Source organism: Bacillus sp. MD-5, from assembly GCF_002201875.1.
In the GTDB taxonomy this organism is placed as follows: Bacteria; Bacillota; Bacilli; order Bacillales; family Bacillaceae; genus Bacillus; species Bacillus stercoris.
In genome coordinates this window covers 2,946,756-2,963,630 of record NZ_CP021911.1, presented here as the reverse complement: position 1 = coordinate 2,963,630, position 16,875 = coordinate 2,946,756, and the positions used below count along the sequence as shown (strand labels likewise).

Below are 16,875 nucleotides of genomic sequence, written 5' to 3'. Positions count from 1 at the left end.
ACCGGACAGGAATGTTCGGTGCTTTTGCTTTCATGCAAAATCCTATTTCAGCGTATTGATATCCTATCGCATTTCAGGATTTGCTGCTTCTTCACGTGATCTTTCCTCGTTTGGCTTAAATAGCAGACCGAGGTTGATTAAGCCGGCGATTCCGACAAGTCCGTAAATGATTCGGGAAAGGGCTGACCCTTGGCCACCGAAAATAGCCGCTACTAAGTCAAATTGGAAAAATCCGATCAGTCCCCAGTTAATAGCGCCAATGATGGTTAATACAAGACAAATTCTCTGAATGGTACTCATGTTTTGCAACCTCCTCCATGAATTATTAAAACAGTTATAGATTGTGACATATTGGAGAATCTATACATGCTTTCTCCATATGAGGGAAACTGGCCTGCCCTCGCTTATATCAGCTTCTTTCCCAGCGTCTTGCAAGATAAAACCATCAGATATGCTGAGAGGCGAGAGCTGATTGCTTTACATGTGGTGAGGACATTCTGCATAATAAAAAATCTAAGGAGGAGATGTCATGCAAAACTTTACATACTGGAATCCGACCAAATTAATTTTCGGGCGCGGCGAAGTGGAAAGACTTCCGGAGGAACTCAAACCTTACGGGAAAAACGTATTGCTTGTGTACGGAGGCGGCAGCATTAAACGCAGCGGCCTGTATGATCAAGTGATCGAACAGCTGAATAAAGCCGGAGCGACCGTGCATGAACTAGCAGGTGTGGAACCGAATCCGCGTGTGTCGACTGTTAATAAGGGTGTTGCCATCTGTAAAGAACACAACATTGATTTCTTACTGGCTGTCGGAGGCGGAAGCGTCATCGACTGTACAAAAGCGATTGCCGCAGGAGCAAAGTATGATGGTGATGCGTGGGATATCGTCACGAAAAAACATCAGCCAAAAGATGCTTTGCCATTCGGAACGGTATTGACTCTCGCTGCGACTGGTTCTGAAATGAACTCAGGCTCTGTTATTACAAACTGGGAAACAAAAGAAAAATACGGCTGGGGAAGCCCGCTCGTATTCCCTAAATTCTCAATTCTTGATCCAGTGAATACATTCACTGTACCTAAAAACCACACGATCTACGGGATGGTTGACATGATGAGCCATGTATTCGAACAATACTTCCATCATGTATCAAACACACCGTATCAAGACCGCATGTGTGAATCACTTCTTCGTACAGTGATTGAAACAGCGCCTAAGCTGATCAATGACCTCGAAAATTACGAATTGCGTGAGACGATTCTGTACACAGGAACAATCGCATTAAACGGCATGCTTTCTATGGGTGCAAGAGGGGATTGGGCTACTCATAATATTGAACATGCAGTATCAGCCGTTTATGATATTCCGCATGCCGGGGGACTGGCAATTCTGTTCCCGAACTGGATGAGACACACATTGTCTGAAAACCCTGCCCGCATGAAACAGCTTGCAGTTCGTGTGTTTGATGTTGAAGAAGCAGGTAAAACAGATGAAGAAATCGCACGTGAAGGTATCGATAAACTGTCTGCGTTCTGGACAAGCCTTGGCGCTCCGAACCGTCTTGCTGATTATGATATTAATGATGAGCAGCTTGACACAATCGCTGACAAGGCAATGGCTAACGGTACATTCGGCCAATTTAAATCACTCAACAAAGAAGATGTGCTGTCAATTCTGAAGGCATCTCTATAAAAAAAGGGGAAATAGCCGTTTGGCTGCTTCCCTTTTTCTTTTTGTCAAACTTATGTTACAATGGGAAATCTGTTTTTTAAGCCAGCATTATTGGAGGTTTTACTATGGAAAATTTCACTTATTATAATCCGACAAAGCTGATTTTTGGAAAAGGTCAGCTTGAACAGTTAAGAAAAGAATTAAAACGATACGGCAAGAATGTACTGCTTGTTTACGGGGGCGGCAGCATTAAACGCAACGGCCTTTATGATCAAGTCACAGGCATTTTAAAAGAAGAGGGAGCTGTTGTTCATGAGCTGTCAGGTGTTGAGCCGAACCCGCGACTTGCGACAGTGGAAAAAGGCATAGGCCTTTGCAGAGAACATGGCATTGATTTTCTGCTTGCTGTCGGCGGAGGCAGTGTCATTGACTGTACAAAAGCGATTGCAGCTGGCGTCAAATATGACGGTGATGCTTGGGATATTTTCAGCAAAAAAGTAACAGCGGAGGATGCGCTGCCATTTGGCACTGTTTTAACGCTTGCTGCAACAGGCTCTGAAATGAACCCTGATTCCGTGATTACAAACTGGGAAACAAACGAGAAATATGTGTGGGGCAGCAATGTGACTCATCCGCGTTTCTCAATTTTAGATCCTGAAAATACGTTCACGGTTCCTGAAAATCAAACAGTATACGGCATGGTTGACATGATGAGCCATGTATTCGAACAATACTTCCACAATGTTGAAAACACGCCGCTTCAGGATAGAATGTGTTTTGCTGTTTTGCAGACGGTCATCGAAACAGCTCCTAAGCTTCTTGAAGATCTGGAAAACTACGAGCTTCGTGAAACGATTTTGTATGCTGGTACAATCGCTTTAAACGGCACGCTCCAAATGGGCTACTTTGGTGACTGGGCTTCTCATACAATGGAACACGCCGTTTCAGCTGTGTATGATATTCCGCATGCGGGCGGTTTGGCAATACTGTTCCCGAACTGGATGAGATATACGCTTGATACAAACGTAGGCCGCTTCAAAAACCTCATGCTCAACATGTTTGACATTGATACGGAAGGCAAAACAGATAAAGAAATTGCGCTTGAAGGAATCGATAAACTGTCTGCTTTCTGGACAAGCCTTGGCGCGCCTTCCCGTCTTGCTGATTACAATATCGGAGAAGAAAAGCTTGAGCTGATTGCTGATATCGCAGCCAAGGAAATGGAACACGGCGGCTTCGGCAACTTCCAAAAACTGAACAAAGATGACGTGCTTGCCATCCTTCGCGCGTCTCTATAACCCCAAAGGGCGGAATCCAGTCATTCCGCCTTTCTTCTTGACTTGATTTCACAGATAAGTTCATATAAAGTGAAAGATGAAAACATTATACCGTTATGGAGGGACAAGCAATGACGCATGTACGCTTTGACTACTCAAAAGCGTTGACTTTCTTCAACGAACATGAACTTACATACCTGCGGGACTTTGTAAAAACTGCACACCATAATATCCATGAAAAAACAGGCGCGGGCAGCGATTTTCTAGGCTGGGTGGACCTCCCTGAACATTATGATAAAGAAGAATTCGCGCGCATCAAAAAAAGCGCGGAAAAAATCAAATCTGACTCTGATGTATTGCTTGTTGTCGGCATCGGCGGCTCTTACCTTGGGGCGCGGGCAGCGATTGAAGCGCTGAATCACGCGTTTTATAACACTTTGCCAAAAGCAAAACGCGGCAATCCGCAAGTCATTTTTATCGGAAACAACATTAGTTCATCTTATATGAGAGACGTCATGGATCTTCTTGAAGATGTTGACTTCTCTATTAATGTCATTTCTAAATCAGGTACGACAACTGAACCTGCAATCGCTTTCCGTATTTTCCGCAAGCTTCTTGAAGAGAAATACGGTAAAGAAGAAGCGAAAGCGCGGATTTATGCAACAACAGATAAAGAGCGCGGCGCATTAAAAACGCTTTCTAACGAAGAAGGCTTCGAATCATTCGTTATCCCTGACGATGTCGGCGGCCGTTATTCAGTCTTAACAGCTGTAGGTCTCTTGCCGATTGCTGTCAGCGGCGTCAACATTGACGACATGATGAAAGGCGCCTTGGATGCGAGCAAAGATTTTGCAACATCTGAACTGGAAGATAACCCTGCATACCAATATGCGGTTGTTCGCAATGTCCTTTATAACAAGGGCAAAACGATCGAAATGCTCATCAACTACGAACCAGCGCTTCAATATTTTGCGGAATGGTGGAAGCAGCTGTTCGGAGAAAGTGAAGGGAAAGATGAGAAGGGCATTTATCCTTCTTCAGCCAACTATTCAACAGACCTTCATTCTTTAGGCCAGTATGTACAAGAAGGCCGCAGAGATTTATTCGAAACGGTGCTGAACGTAGAGAAACCTAAACATGAACTGACAATCGAGGAAGCGGATAACGATCTTGACGGCTTGAACTATTTAGCCGGTAAAACGGTTGATTTCGTTAACAAGAAAGCATTCCAAGGCACAATGCTTGCCCATACTGACGGAAATGTTCCGAACTTAATCGTTAACATTCCTGAACTGAATGCATATACTTTTGGATACCTTGTATATTTCTTCGAAAAAGCCTGCGCGATGAGCGGTTACCTCCTTGGCGTCAATCCGTTTGACCAGCCTGGTGTAGAAGCGTACAAAGTCAATATGTTTGCATTGCTTGGCAAACCTGGCTTTGAAGAGAAAAAAGCAGAGCTTGAAAAACGTCTGGAAGATTAATGTGAGAAAGCTGACTGGCAATTGCCGGTCGGCTTTTTATAAAATCAGAAAGGTGCTGATGTTCATGAAACAAGTGGTTAAACATCTCATCATTGCCGGCTTTTCTGCAGCTCTTTTAAGTATCCTTATCTCCTTTGATGCCGTGTATACAGATGTTTCTTCAAGCTTTGGCGGCACGCTGTCACATTTTTTCATCCACGCCTTTCTTCTCACTGGTTTGCCGCTCGCGCTTTTTACCGATGCGGTACATCGGATTTTGCATTTGAAACGAACCCATACTCTTTTCACTAAATTAGGACTCTATGCAACGGTTGTTTATGTGTCTTGGGATTCAGCTGCAGGGCTTGCTGCGGCAATGGCTGTTTACTTCTTGATTGAATGCGCTTTCTTTTTTGTTGGACGCGCGAAAGAAACAACGATTTCCATGTAGGCGCCTCTGAATGAAGTCTTGTTCGGCAGGACAGGATAAGTGAAAAAGGGGCATTTTGATGATACCAATACCTTCAGCGATAGATGGGCAGTCTTTTCTGCTTCAAGAACTGGAACAAGTGATGAAGCCGCTCGGTTATGTGATAAACGGCGGCTGGGAATACGATCATGGCTACTTTGATTATAAAATTGATGATAGAGACGGCTATTTATTTTTGAGAATTCCTGTCAATGCGATACAGGGCAGTCTCGATGAACGCGGGGCGGCCGTCCGGATCGGAACGCCGTTTATGCTGAGACAGGTGTTTCAGACGGATGTTGATGATCAAGCCGAGGGAGGGCCTTTCCAATCACTGTTTAATCAATTTTCCGAACCGGAAAGGCGGGACGCGGAAATTGATCCGGCATTTTTGGATATCGGCGCCTCTCTCGTAAAAGAATTGGAGGATGTTCTGCTGCATTAGATGGCAAGGAATTGGTCTGTTTCGAGTACCGTGTATGTAAGAGGAGGGGAAATCATCGGCCCCTCCTCTTTTTGTACACCTATAATTGTTTTGTTATGATCCAGGAAATAGAGAACGCAGGTTTTGTAAGCCGCTCCCTTTAGTTCGTCAGGAACAGCAAGAAGCTCTACATGCTGGTCAAGTGGCAGCTTAATTCCGTTCTGCTGTTTCGACGGCCGTAATTTGACTTGGTAATGCTGCAGCATCGCCCGGCTGATAAATTCTGACGTTCCGATGATTTGGTTTGCGCCTGCCCGCTCCGCATTGGTGACAAAACGGTCAGTCAAAATCTCGACGATGCAGTAAGCAAGGGGATTAAGTCCTTTCACAGATAAAAGAGTCAGCACTGACAGCATATCTGCTTCAGTTTCACTTTTATACTGATCGGCTGTAATCATCACTGATTCCGCTTCGGTAATATTGGCCCGTTTCAGTGTCTCATCATCGGCAGCGTGCCCGCGTATGAAGTGGACGTTTTCGATCAGCGGGCCTTCTGTTAAAGATTCATCGATTAGCACGACTGTTTTGGAAGGGGCCGCAAGCTGAAGGTCCTTCAAAAGCCGGTTTGTTTTTTCATTCCACCCGATCAGAATGATATGGTCCCGGCCTTTGTAAGCAACTTTTCCTTCGATATAGCGGTGCTGTCTGCTGAATGCGGCCGCTGATAACGTTGCGAAATATGCAGTGACAAAGCTTGCGCCGCTCAAAATCAGCAGAATTCCAGCTGCCTGACCCAGCGGCGTGTGCGGCACATAGTCTCCATAACCGACTGTCGAAACCGTAACGACAGCCCACCAAATGCCTTCAAATACCGAAGTAAACTGCTTCGGCTCAAGTATATAAATGATTTGGCCGAACAAAAGAATCAGACATAAAATAATAACCCCGATTCGGATAAATAACGGCCATCTAAGCCATGAAATAAATATCCGATTTGATTTCATTCTTTTTCTCCTTCTTCAGATACTGAAATGGATAAAATTTGTTTAATGATTGTATTTAATTTCTCATTTAGCTTTTCCTGGCCGTACATATCTCGGGCCTGCTTCATTAACTCGGCTGTATCATCATCAAGCTGAATAAGCGGCTCATCAATTTCTGATTCATTATAAAGCTGAATAAACGCGTCCAATCCTTCATTCATCCGGTCGATTGCTGTGCTCAGCTGTTCTTTTTCCTCACTCGTCACTTTCATAGCTTCCATCACACCCGTGCTTTTTTCTAACAGTATGTCCCACTTCCGATGATGTTTTTCAAAAAATGAACAAAACATATAAAAACGGATTTCTCCATAAACTAAAACAAAAAGGATGAAAAAGATGACGATCTTTCAAAGAACGATCGTGGTTTTGATCGGTACGCAGCTGGCGGCATCCGCGGTGATTTTGTTTATTTTCGATTTAAACTCATATAATCACTTTTCCGGCAGCTTCTCCTGGCTTCATTTTCTGAAAGAACTGGCCGGCAGTTTCGCCTTGTATTTGTTTTCAGCAGGTCTGTTCTTTTTGCTGATTGGATTGTGTGCTCCGAGCCGGAAGAAAAAGCGCATTTCTGTACACGGGAAAGAAAACTCATTAAAATAATCGTAATAGAGAAATGATCATGGAAAAAGGATGATGAAAAATGCTGTTTATATTTTTAACAATAGCCGCATTGGGATTGTCGTTTTGGGCACAATTTAAAGTGAAGAGCAACTTTGAAAAATATTCAAAAGTGGAAGCCTCAAGCGGACGTACAGGGGCAGAAACAGCAAGACGGATTTTAGATATAAACGGTCTTTACGACGTGCCGGTCGAACCGGTAAGAGGCACTTTAACAGACCATTACGACCCGACAAGACGGGTGGTGCGTTTATCTGAGCCGGTCTATTACGGCCGCTCAATTTCCGCCATATCCGTAGCTTCCCATGAAGTCGGACATGCCTTGCAGCATCAGGAGTCATATGGTGCGCTTGTGATAAGACATAAAATCTTCCCAGTCGTGAATTTTGCATCCGGTGTAGCCCCTTTGCTTTTCTTAGGAGGCATGCTTCTCGGAAGCCTGAATTTGATCGGGCTTGGCATCATATTATTTTCAGCCGCTGTCTTTTTCCAGCTGATTACATTGCCTGTCGAATTCAATGCAAGCTCACGCGCGAAGCAGATTATTGTGTCAGAAGGATTCATCCGAAACAATGAAGAAAATGGGGTAAATAAAGTGCTGAGCGCTGCTGCCTTAACGTATGTGGCCGCCGCCCTGGTTTCCCTGTTTGAACTTCTTCGTTTTGTGATGATCTTCTTAAACGGTCGTGATGAGAATTAACGTTAAGGAGGTGGCCCCTTACCATTTATGGTAAGGGCTTTTTTTGCTTATTTTACAATTGATCGCCATTTTTGTTTTGATTGGCATTACGGCTGTTTTCGTTGCAGCGGAATTTGCGATCGTCAAAATCAGAGGTTCGAAAATCAATCAGCTCATCGAAAGCGGTGACAGCCGGGCGCTGGCCGCACATAAAATCATCTCCAATCTTGACGAGTATTTATCAGCCTGCCAACTCGGGATTACGATTACAGCACTCGGCCTTGGATGGCTTGGTGAACCTACATTTGAACGTTTTCTTCATCCCTTATTTACAATGACAGGCATGCCGGAACCGTTTAATCACATTGTCACATTTGTAGTTGCATTTATTATCGTCACTTTTTTGCATGTGGTGATGGGGGAGCTTGCCCCGAAAACGGTTTCTATTCAAAAAGCTGAAGCTGTAAGCTTATGGATTGCAAAGCCGCTCATCTGGTTTTATAAAATCACGTACCCGTTTATTAAGGCATTAAACGGCTCTGCAAGCTTTCTTGTGAAATTGTTTGGCTTTCATTCAGTAAAGGAGCATGAGGTTGTCATCAGCGAAGAGGAACTAAGGCTGATTCTTTCAGAAAGCTATGAAAAGGGAGAAATCAATCAGTCTGAATTCCGCTATGTAAATAAAATTTTTGAATTCGACAACCGGGTAGCGAGAGAGATTATGATTCCGCGGACGGAAATTGCCGTCATCTCTCTTGAGCAGTCGCTTGAAGAGGCGATTCATCACATCATTAATGAACGATATACACGCTACCCTGTCATCAAAGATGACAAGGATCATATTTTAGGGATCATCAACAGCAAAGATATGTTTAAAGCTTATTTTCTCGGCCAGCCGATAAAGCTGGAGCAAATCATGAGGCCCGTTATCAGGGTCATTGAAAGCATTCCTGTTCAGCAGCTGTTAATCCGCATGCAGAAGGAGCGGATTCACATGGCGATTCTCGTAGATGAATATGGGGGAACGGCGGGGCTTGTCACTGTCGAGGATATTATCGAGGAAATCGTCGGGGAAATTCGCGATGAGTATGATCAGGATGAAACACCGCACATCCTGAAAAAGGGCGAGCACCATTATGTGATGGATGGAAAAGCGTTAATAGACGAAGTAAATGACCTGCTCGACATTGCGATTGAAAATGAAGAGATTGATACGATTGCAGGCTGGCTTCTAACGCAAAAAATGGAGCTGAAAGCAGGAGACGTCATACACGCGGAAGGCTGTGAATTTAAAATCCTCGACGCCGAAGATCATCACATCCGTTTTGTAGAAATAAAAAAAACCGATTTTTGATAAAAAACAGCCGGGAACGAACGGCTGTTTTTTGTGTGATCAAGTCATTTCTTAAAAAGCAATGCTGTGAAGCCTTTTTTCTACATAGGATATATAAGACCGGTACACTGGGAAGGAGTGGCTGTATGAAAAAGGCTTGGTGGAAGGAAGCGGTTGTTTACCAAATTTACCCCCGCAGTTTTAAAGATTCAAATGGCGACGGAATTGGGGATATTCAAGGAATCAGATCTAAACTTTCTTACATAAAAGAGCTGGGCGCTGACGTCCTTTGGATTTGCCCCCTGTATGATTCACCGAATGCCGATAATGGCTATGATATTAGGGATTATCAAAACATATTAAACGATTTTGGCACCATGGCAGATTTTGACGAGCTTCTTGGTGACATTCATGCTCTGGGCATGAAGCTGATTATGGATCTCGTTGTGAACCATACAAGCGACGAACATCCATGGTTCATAGAATCCCGTTCATCTATACACTCGGAAAAGCGCGACTGGTATATTTGGAAAGACGGCAAAAACGGAAAAGCACCGAACAATTGGGAAAGCATTTTCGGCGGGCCGGCTTGGGAATATGATCAAAAGACAGGCCAGTACTATCTTCACCTTTTTGATAAAAAACAGCCTGATTTGAATTGGGAAAATGAAAAGGTGAGGAATGCCGTTTATGACATGATCAATTGGTGGCTTGATAAAGGAATTGACGGATTTCGGGTGGATGCCATTACGCATATTAAGAAAAAAGAAGGGCTTCCCGACATGCCGAATCCAAAGGGACTGGATTATGTTCCTTCCTTTCCTTATCATATGAATGCTGACGGCATTATGGATTTGTTAACAGAGCTGAAGGAAAACACATTTTCCCGCTATCCGATTATGACGGTCGGCGAGGCAAACGGCGTCTCTGCAAAGGAAGCTGCTGATTGGGCTGGAGAAAAAAACGGCATATTCAACATGATTTTTCAATTTGAGCATCTTGGCCTGTGGGATGTAGAGATCGATGAAAGCATTGATATTGCCTCATTTAAACGAATTTTAACTGACTGGCAGGACAGTCTTGAAGGAATTGGCTGGAATGCTTTGTTTATGGAGAATCACGACCAGCCCCGTTCAGTTTCTGTCTGGGGAGACGACGGAGTGTACCTGAAAGAAAGTGCAAAAGCGCTGGCTGCTGTTTACTTTCTTATGAAAGGCACGCCGTTTATTTATCAAGGACAGGAACTCGGAATGACGAACGTGGCATTTCCGTCTATTGAGGACTATGATGATGTCCCGCTGAAACGCCTGTATGAAACAAAAACAGCGAAAGGCGCATCACACGAGGACGCGATGAAGGTTATCTGGAAAAAGGGAAGAGACAATTCACGAACGCCTATGCAATGGAATGCTGATCCACACGCCGGATTTTCTGAGGCCAAGCCGTGGATCGGAGTCAATGAGAATTACAAATGGCTGAATGCTGAGGCGCAAAAAAACGATAATACATCCGTTTACCATTTTTACAAAAGCTTGATCAAGCTGCGCCAAACATATGATGTTTTTATCAACGGCACATACGAGCTCATTTTACCGGAAGATCAGCAAATCTTTGCATATCTTCGAAAAAACGAGAGCCACACTGCACTGATTGCAGCCAATCTGACAAGAACACCGGCGTTATTCAAGCACTCTGGATGGCCATTGTCATCAGATGCCCTTGCCTTGTCAAATATTGAAACAGAGCCGCACAAGCATATGACATCAATACTCTTAAAGCCGTATGAGACAAGAATATATCTATGGGGCTAAACTCCAGCCTTAGACTGGAGTTTTTTTGTTTTATCAGGTTTATGAGAGCGGTTTAACAGGAAAAAAAGAACACAGAACGAATTAAGCAAATAGAGCGGGCAAACGAAAGGAGAAACAAATGCTGAAAAAACTGCAAATCAAGACTTCCAAACGAGATGAAATGATTGATATCACCCGTGAGGTGGATGCGTTTCTTCAAGAAACAGGTGTAACGAGCGGCGCAGCGTTGATTTACTGTCCACATACGACGGCGGGCATTACAATTAATGAAAATGCCGACCCGGACGTCAAAAAAGATATGCTCAGAAGGTTTGATGAGGTATATCCGTGGGAACATGAGCTGGACCGCCACATGGAGGGCAATACAGCTGCACACATGAAGTCGAGTACGGTCGGCGCTTCACAGTATGTCATTGTGGAAAACGGCCGGCTTATTCTTGGAACGTGGCAGGGCATTTATTTCTGCGAATTTGACGGCCCTCGCACCCGGACATGTTATATCAAAATCATGGGGTAGCAGGTTGTTTTTTATGACGAAACATTTTTCGCTGACATAAGCGCCGAAAGCCGGAGGGCTCGTCTCACGTAATGAAGGCGCGCTTGACATTCGAATATCTCAGTCCCGACATCTCAAAAAGCAAATCCAGATGTAGATTTAAAAAATTGAAGGGAGCAGACACGAATGCTTTACGGGCCTGCTGACGTGAAGACACTGTTTTGCGAATGTAACTTGATAAAACTGAGGTGACAGATATGAACATTCTTCAATACTCTTATAAAAAAAGAGGGAAAATTGAGTTTGTATTTGAAGGCTGGCCTCACTCAAAAGTTACAATGGCTCCAATCAAAGGCTACTATTTTGTCCGCTTTATCAAATGGAGCAGCCTAGATCCAATCGTGACAAGAAATGACCTTGAAAAAATGGAGTGGGCTGCGAACCAATATTTAGGCACAGCCCCTTTCTATCGAAAACGGAAGGCATTTGAAACCCCATCGTCCCGAAAATAGGCGATGGGGCTTTTTAGCGGACGATGCGGAAAAGAGACGGAACATCCAGTCTGGTCGCCTGAGACAGAAGATAGGCTGACTGTAAGGCTCCTCTTCTCCTAAATGAATTCAGCTTATCAATAATTTGCTGTCCGTTTAAGATTCCAAGACCATGGGCAAAATATTTATCCTCCCCCAGTAAAATCACATTTTCGCCTCTCCATTGGGCTTTTTGCGGATCAAATTCAGGATTCTTAAAATACAAACAATCGCCAAGGAAAAAATGATGTCCTGTTTCTGTATATATCGGCAGTTTCTCATAATGCCAATCATATAAAATAATTCTGTCAAAGCTGGCATCGAATTTGTCTTCCCCGATTGTATCGATTAAGGCCAAGTAATAAATAACAACGATTGCGGTTGCGCATTCAAATGCGTAAAAAGGGCCGTTCTCTGCAATGTCCCGAATCGCTTTTGAAGGCGGCATTCTGTATTTCAGCTCCAAGGCGCCCTCTGGTGAAACCCTCCAATACGCTGTATTCCCGTATGTTTTCAAAAAAGTGGCAAACTTCGCCCCGCTTTTGTGCAGTGTCTTTGCCGCTGCGACAATATTCATTCGCAGTTTCAGCTCAAACATCAGTTCAGCAATTGAATGATAATCAAACTGAACAGGCGTCTCAATCATCTCTTTTAAGAGCGGATTCAGATTTTGATCAATCTGCCAATTTTCAATATCCTGGGGACGGAGCAATTGTCCTGATACTATAATCATGATTAGCCCCCCTTGTTTTTTATAAGATATGCAAAGGGCTTGGGCAATGAAAGCTAAAAAGACTGAAGACTGCCAAAAAGAACTCCTTCCATTTTTTATTTTAAAACTTTTTTAAGCAGCCGATATATACTGTATCAAACCTGAAGGAGCAAGTAGACATGAAGACTTTTATCAATTGGCTGAAGAAACCGTCTATTTCAAAGAAATTAATCGTCTCATTTATTGCGATTCTCATTATCCCTATTCTGATATTAGAATTTAGTTCTTACCGAAGCGCCAGCGGAAAGCTGGATGAGGAAATGATGGGGAATGCGAAAAACAGTGTCGATACATTTAATACAACCGTTACAAATGATCTGGGAGAAAAAGCGAAAGCAGTTACCTTTTTCAGTGAATCTCTTAAAAGATCCGCATTCAAAGGAAAATCGAATCAAGAAGAGATCAAAGCTAAATTTTCACAATACGTATCTATTAATCAGGGCGTAGCCAGAATTTATGGAGGCGCAGATAACGGCACTTACGTACAAGCGCCAAAAGAGACATTGCCGGACGGATACGACCCTAGACAACGCCCTTGGTACCAGGATGCGATGAAGGCCGGCGGTGAAATTGTCGTGACAGATCCTTACGTGGCTGCGAGTGACGGAAGCATGGTCATTACCATTGCACAAGAGCTGAAGGACGGCTCAGGCGTTGTCGCCATGGATATTACCATTGATAAATTGTTAGAACAGATGAAACAAATCAAGGTCGGAAAAGAAGGCTATGCTTTCATTGCAACAAAAAACAAAACCTACGTCGCACATAAGAACCATAAGGCTGGAGAAAAGCTGTCAGGCGACTGGGTAGCCAAAATGTATGCGAATGACAGCGGTGAGCTCAAGTACACTCTGAATAACGAAGATAAAAAGCTGACCTATACTACAAATGAACTGACTGGTTGGAAAATAGCCGGCACTATGTATATGGATGAAATTAAGGATGCCTCAAAGTCTGTGCTGGTAACGGGCATGATCGTGCTGATTGCCTCCATTGTGGCAGGCGGGATTTTAATTCTGTTTATTGTTCGTTCGATTACAAAACCGTTAAAACGTCTTGTTCAATCATCGAAAACGATCAGCAGAGGGGATTTGACCGAAACGATCGAAATTCATTCAAAGGATGAGCTAGGGGAGCTAGGAGAAAGCTTCAACGAAATGGGACAATCCCTCCGCTCTCTAATCAGCGCAATTCAAGACTCGGTGAACAATGTGGCCGCATCTTCCGAACAGCTTACCGCATCTGCCGGACAGACAAGTAAAGCCACCGAGCATATTACGATGGCGATTGAGCAGTTCTCAAACGGAAACGAAGAGCAAAGCGAAAAGGTTGAATCCAGCTCTCATCAGTTGAACTTAATGAATGAAGGACTCCAGCAAGTCTCACAAACATCGTCAGATATTACAAAGGCGTCTATCCAATCAACGGAAATCGCCGGAACAGGTGAAAAGTTTGTGCAGCAGACAGTCGGCCAAATGAACTCGATTAATCAATCTGTTCAGCAGGCTGAAGCTGTAGTCAAAGGCTTAGAAGGAAAATCAAAAGACATTACAAGCATTTTGAGAGTCATCAACGGCATCGCTGACCAAACAAATTTACTTGCACTAAACGCGGCTATTGAAGCGGCGCGTGCCGGAGAGTCAGGCCGCGGTTTCTCTGTCGTAGCGGAGGAAGTGCGCAAGCTGGCTGTTCAATCAGCCGATTCAGCAAAAGAAATCGAAAAGCTGATCCAAGAAATTGTCGCAGAGATTGAAACCTCCCTTCACATGTTTAAAGAGGTTAATCAGGAAGTGCAATCTGGACTTGTTGTCACAGACAATACAAAAGAAAGCTTCCAGAGCATTTTCAGCATGACAAACGAAATCGCGGGCAAGCTGCAGACGATGAATTCCACCGTCGAGCAGCTGTCAGGCCGTTCACAGCATGTTTCAGCAGCAGTCAGCGGCATTGCAGACGTGTCGAAAGAAAGCTCGGCAAGCATCCAGGACATTGCCGCATCAGCTGAGGAACAGCTTGCTTCCATGGAAGAAATCAGTTCATCAGCGACCACTCTTGCGCAGATGGCAGAAGAGCTTCGCGATCTGACGAAACAATTTAAAATCGAGTAAAAGCCGAAAAACAGCGCTGATCAAGGCGCTGTTTTTTCATGTGGTAAACATTAACAAAGTCCTAGTCTATACGGTGAGTTTTGAACTATTTTTCATTTTTACCTCTATTTTCAATGTAATTTAAAGGAAGTTCTGTCGATATAATTTGTAAATTATTGAAAGAAGGTTCAAAAGGAAATGAAAAAAACACTTACCACTATTCGCAGATCATCAATTGCAAGGAGACTTATCATTTCTTTCCTGCTGATCTTAATTGTCCCGATAACCGCCCTTTCGGTAAGCGCTTATCAATCAGCAGTTTCCTCACTTGATGTACAGATGACGCAAAGCGCCAAGGAAAACATTCAAATATTAGATCACATTATTGATGATAAAATCAGAACGACTGAAAAAAGCCTCGCGTATTTTAGCGATTGGGCGACAGCAGATAAGTTTCAGGATAAAAAGAAAACAGAGCTGAAACAGGAATTTAAACAATTTATCCAAATGAATGATAATGTCGCTGCGGTATTTTCCAGCAGCAAAGACGGGGAATTCACACGTTATCCGTACGCTGACATGCCTAGTGACTTTAATGCTTTGGAAAGAGATTGGTACAAAGAAGCAATGGATAATAAAGGAAAAACAATTGTCACTGAGCCTTATGAATCGATTTCATCAGGAAAAATGGTCGTCACCATCGCCCGTCAAACAGTGGATGGATCAGGCGTTGTCGCCATTGATATGAAAATTGACGACTTAGTCACTACCGCGAAAGGAATCAATATTGGAAAAGAAGGCTATGCTTTTATCTTGAGCCAAAACAAGAAAGTCATCGCCTACTCTGGAGAAAAAGCAGGAACAGAGCTAAAAGGGGACTGGGTTGATAAGCTTTACAAGGATAAAAGCGGGGACTTTGAATATTCGTACAAAGGCAAAAAGAAAAAAATGGCGTTTGCCACTAGCGAAACAACAGGCTGGAAAATCAGCGGCACGATGTATGCAAACGAGATTCACGATGCTGCAAGCAGGGTTCTGATCATGGCTTCAGTCGTTCTGGCGATTGCCATCGCAGCCGGAATGACGGCGATTTATTTTGTGATTCGATCCATCACAAAGCCATTGGGACGCATTGTCGCATCAGCTGAAAAAATCAGTGAAGGCGATCTGACCGAAACGATTGAAATCAATTCAAAAGATGAACTTGGCGTTCTGAGCGAGAGCTTCAATCATATGGCACACTCGCTTCGCTCGCTCATTCACGGAATCAAAGACTCAGTAGAACACGTTGCCTCATCGTCCGAAGAGCTGACTGCATCGGCAGACCAGACAAGCAAAGCCACTGAGCACATTACGATGGCTATCGAGCAATTTTCAAACGGGAGCGAAAGCCAAAGCGAAAAAATAGAAACGACAACTGAACAAATTAATGAAATGAATGACGGATTGGCAGAGCTGGCGCGGGCGGCCGCAGTGATTACAGAGACATCAGCAGATTCAACCGAAGTGTCAAGTAAAGGGGAGACACTCGTCCAGAAAACAGCCGGCCAAATGAACACAATTGACCATTCTGTAAAAGCAGCGGAACAAGTGGTGAAAGGGCTGGAGATCAAATCAAAGGATATCACAAATATTTTGCGTGTTATCAACGGTATTGCGGATCAAACCAATCTTTTGGCCTTAAATGCCGCTATTGAAGCTGCCAGAGCGGGTGAATATGGCCGGGGCTTCTCAGTCGTCGCTGAGGAAGTGAGAAAGCTCGCGGTACAGTCGGCTGACTCGGCAAAAGAAATTGAATCGCTGATCAGTGAAATAGTAAAAGAAATCCACACATCATTGAACGTGCTTCAGTCCGTAAACAAAGAAGTTGAAACAGGGCTTGTCATGACGGACGAAACAAAGCAGAGCTTCAAACATATCTCGCAAATGACCAATCAGATTGCTTCTGAGCTGCAAAACATGAATGCGACGGTTGAGGAGCTGTCGGCGGGAGCACAAGAAATTTCCGCAGCTTCAAATGATATCACAGCCATTTCTAAGGCAAGCTCGGACGGTATCCAAGATATCGCCGCTTCAGCTGAGGAACAGCTGGCATCCATGGAGGAGATCAGTTCATCAGCACTGACGCTTGAAAGAATGTCTGAAGAACTCCGTGATCTGACAAAACGATTTAAGGTAGATACAGATAAAGAATAGGTCTA

Annotated in this window: 17 protein-coding genes and 1 pseudogene; 14 read left to right on the top strand and 4 right to left on the bottom strand. The window is 43.9% G+C overall.

Translation table 11 applies throughout. The annotated features are described in order from the left end of the window. Positions 1-63 precede the first annotated feature (63 nt). Positions 64-300, bottom strand: a complete 237-nt coding sequence (locus CDO84_RS15040; RefSeq protein WP_003220771.1) for a DUF378 domain-containing protein — start codon at positions 298-300, stop codon at positions 64-66. A gap of 229 nt (positions 301-529) precedes the next feature. Here CDO84_RS15040 and CDO84_RS15035 point away from each other — a divergent pair, with 229 nt between their 5' ends. The 5 genes from CDO84_RS15035 (at position 530) to CDO84_RS15015 (ending at position 5,326) form a co-directional block, all read left to right on the top strand. Beyond that, positions 530-1,693, top strand: a complete 1,164-nt coding sequence (locus tag CDO84_RS15035) for an iron-containing alcohol dehydrogenase (RefSeq protein WP_040081983.1) — start codon at positions 530-532, stop codon at positions 1,691-1,693. Positions 1,694-1,797: 104 nt separating this feature from the next. Continuing rightward, positions 1,798-2,970, top strand: coding sequence for an iron-containing alcohol dehydrogenase (locus tag CDO84_RS15030; protein WP_040081985.1), 1,173 nt, complete (start codon positions 1,798-1,800; stop codon positions 2,968-2,970). Between the two features lie 110 nt (positions 2,971-3,080). Further along, complete coding sequence (locus CDO84_RS15025) at positions 3,081-4,433, top strand: glucose-6-phosphate isomerase (protein WP_003243401.1); 1,353 nt, start codon at positions 3,081-3,083, stop codon at positions 4,431-4,433. Between the two features lie 58 nt (positions 4,434-4,491). Further along, on the top strand, positions 4,492-4,863 hold the full coding sequence (locus tag CDO84_RS15020) for a hypothetical protein (RefSeq protein ID WP_082032976.1): 372 nt from the start codon (positions 4,492-4,494) through the stop codon (positions 4,861-4,863). Between the two features lie 58 nt (positions 4,864-4,921). After that, the gene (locus tag CDO84_RS15015) at positions 4,922-5,326 is read left to right on the top strand and encodes a YugN-like family protein (protein ID WP_040081988.1); all 405 of its coding nucleotides are present in this window, start codon (positions 4,922-4,924) and stop codon (positions 5,324-5,326) included. Here CDO84_RS15015 and kbfO read toward each other — a convergent pair. Beyond that, the gene (gene kbfO, locus CDO84_RS15010) at positions 5,323-6,309 is read right to left on the bottom strand and encodes a potassium channel protein KbfO (protein ID WP_040081990.1); all 987 of its coding nucleotides are present in this window, start codon (positions 6,307-6,309) and stop codon (positions 5,323-5,325) included. The two genes, CDO84_RS15015 and kbfO, sit on opposite strands and share 4 nt — an antisense overlap. Then, complete coding sequence (gene mstX, locus CDO84_RS15005) at positions 6,306-6,638, bottom strand: biofilm formation protein MstX (RefSeq protein WP_014665158.1); 333 nt, start codon at positions 6,636-6,638, stop codon at positions 6,306-6,308. The genes kbfO and mstX overlap by 4 nt, the downstream gene beginning before the upstream one ends. A gap of 46 nt (positions 6,639-6,684) precedes the next feature. Here mstX and CDO84_RS15000 point away from each other — a divergent pair, with 46 nt between their 5' ends. From CDO84_RS15000 to CDO84_RS14975, 7 genes and pseudogenes are all read left to right on the top strand, one after another. Further along, on the top strand, positions 6,685-6,948 hold the full coding sequence (locus CDO84_RS15000; RefSeq protein ID WP_014665157.1) for a YuzI family membrane protein: 264 nt from the start codon (positions 6,685-6,687) through the stop codon (positions 6,946-6,948). Positions 6,949-6,988: 40 nt separating this feature from the next. Continuing rightward, positions 6,989-7,666, top strand: a complete 678-nt coding sequence (locus CDO84_RS14995; protein WP_014477803.1) for a zinc metallopeptidase — start codon at positions 6,989-6,991, stop codon at positions 7,664-7,666. Positions 7,667-7,709: 43 nt separating this feature from the next. Further along, positions 7,710-8,999, top strand: a complete 1,290-nt coding sequence (locus tag CDO84_RS14990) for a hemolysin family protein (protein WP_014665156.1) — start codon at positions 7,710-7,712, stop codon at positions 8,997-8,999. Between the two features lie 125 nt (positions 9,000-9,124). Further along, complete coding sequence (locus CDO84_RS14985) at positions 9,125-10,789, top strand: glycoside hydrolase family 13 protein (protein ID WP_040081992.1); 1,665 nt, start codon at positions 9,125-9,127, stop codon at positions 10,787-10,789. A gap of 25 nt (positions 10,790-10,814) precedes the next feature. Next, positions 10,815-10,948: pseudogene (locus CDO84_RS21465) on the top strand (hypothetical protein). Beyond that, entirely contained in the window at positions 10,908-11,306 is a 399-nt protein-coding gene (locus tag CDO84_RS14980) for a secondary thiamine-phosphate synthase enzyme YjbQ (RefSeq protein WP_040081993.1), read from the top strand. Before CDO84_RS21465 ends, CDO84_RS14980 begins: the two are co-directional and overlap by 41 nt. Positions 11,307-11,542: 236 nt before the next feature. Beyond that, positions 11,543-11,797 (top strand): hypothetical protein, encoded by a 255-nt coding sequence (locus CDO84_RS14975; RefSeq protein WP_014665153.1) that lies wholly within the window; start codon positions 11,543-11,545, stop codon positions 11,795-11,797. Between the two features lie 13 nt (positions 11,798-11,810). On the opposite strand, the gene CDO84_RS14970 is transcribed toward CDO84_RS14975, so the two are convergent. Further along, entirely contained in the window at positions 11,811-12,548 is a 738-nt protein-coding gene (locus CDO84_RS14970; RefSeq protein WP_014665152.1) for a protein-glutamine gamma-glutamyltransferase, read from the bottom strand. Positions 12,549-12,706: 158 nt separating this feature from the next. On the opposite strand from CDO84_RS14970, the gene mcpB reads away from it, so the two are divergent. Beyond that, the gene (mcpB, locus tag CDO84_RS14965; protein WP_014665151.1) at positions 12,707-14,695 is read left to right on the top strand and encodes a methyl-accepting chemotaxis protein McpB; all 1,989 of its coding nucleotides are present in this window, start codon (positions 12,707-12,709) and stop codon (positions 14,693-14,695) included. 177 nt (positions 14,696-14,872) lie between these two features. Further along, positions 14,873-16,870, top strand: coding sequence for a methyl-accepting chemotaxis protein TlpA (gene tlpA, locus CDO84_RS14960; RefSeq protein WP_040081995.1), 1,998 nt, complete (start codon positions 14,873-14,875; stop codon positions 16,868-16,870). Positions 16,871-16,875: the final 5 nt, after the last annotated feature.